Origin of the sequence: Streptomyces hilarionis (assembly GCF_024539675.1) — a bacterium.
GTDB lineage: Bacteria > Actinomycetota > Actinomycetes > Streptomycetales > Streptomycetaceae > Streptomyces > Streptomyces hilarionis.
Genome location: NZ_JAHHIT010000411.1, coordinates 1 through 508, shown reverse-complemented (window position 1 = coordinate 508; position 508 = coordinate 1). Strand labels below are relative to the sequence as shown.

Genomic DNA, 508 nt, shown 5'->3' with positions numbered 1-508 from the left:
ATATGAGATCAAGCAAAGACAATCTTCTTAAGCGTGTAAAGCGAATCGCTGGGCAAGTCCAGGCGATTGAGCGAGCACTCGACTCTGATGATGACTGCTCGAAAACCCTGCTTTTGGTCGCTTCTGCCCGTGGCGCTATCAATGGGCTGATGGATGAAATTATCGAAGACCACGCTCGTGAACACGTTGCGAATCCGACACTCAGCAACGAAGAAAGAGCGAAAGGCGTCGATGAGCTTCTCGAAGCCATTCGCCGCTATTCCAAATAGGATTTGCCCAGATGAGTAATTCGTACACCGACTATTCCCACGACCATATGTTCCTGGGGAAATCACATGAAGAAAACGCCAAGCGAACCTTGTGGGTAGTGGCTCTGACCGTCGTAATGATGGTTGCTGAAATCACCGCAGGTTATCTCACTGGCTCAATGGCGTTGCTTGCTGATGGATTTCACATGGCAACACACGCTGGAGCACTTGGCATAGCCGCAGCTGCTTACGGTTACGCA

The 508-nt window shown here is 50.4% G+C and carries 2 protein-coding genes; both read left to right on the top strand.

Features of this window, described 5'->3' with window-relative positions; all coding sequences use genetic code 11:
- Positions 1-269, top strand: a 269-nt coding sequence (locus KMS84_RS43785; protein WP_008437457.1) for a metal/formaldehyde-sensitive transcriptional repressor, incomplete at its 5' end; no start/stop codon positions are given.
- 11 nt (positions 270-280) lie between these two features.
- A partial coding sequence (locus KMS84_RS43780) for a cation efflux transmembrane domain-containing protein (protein WP_285894496.1) occupies positions 281-508 on the top strand: 228 nt, incomplete at its 3' end.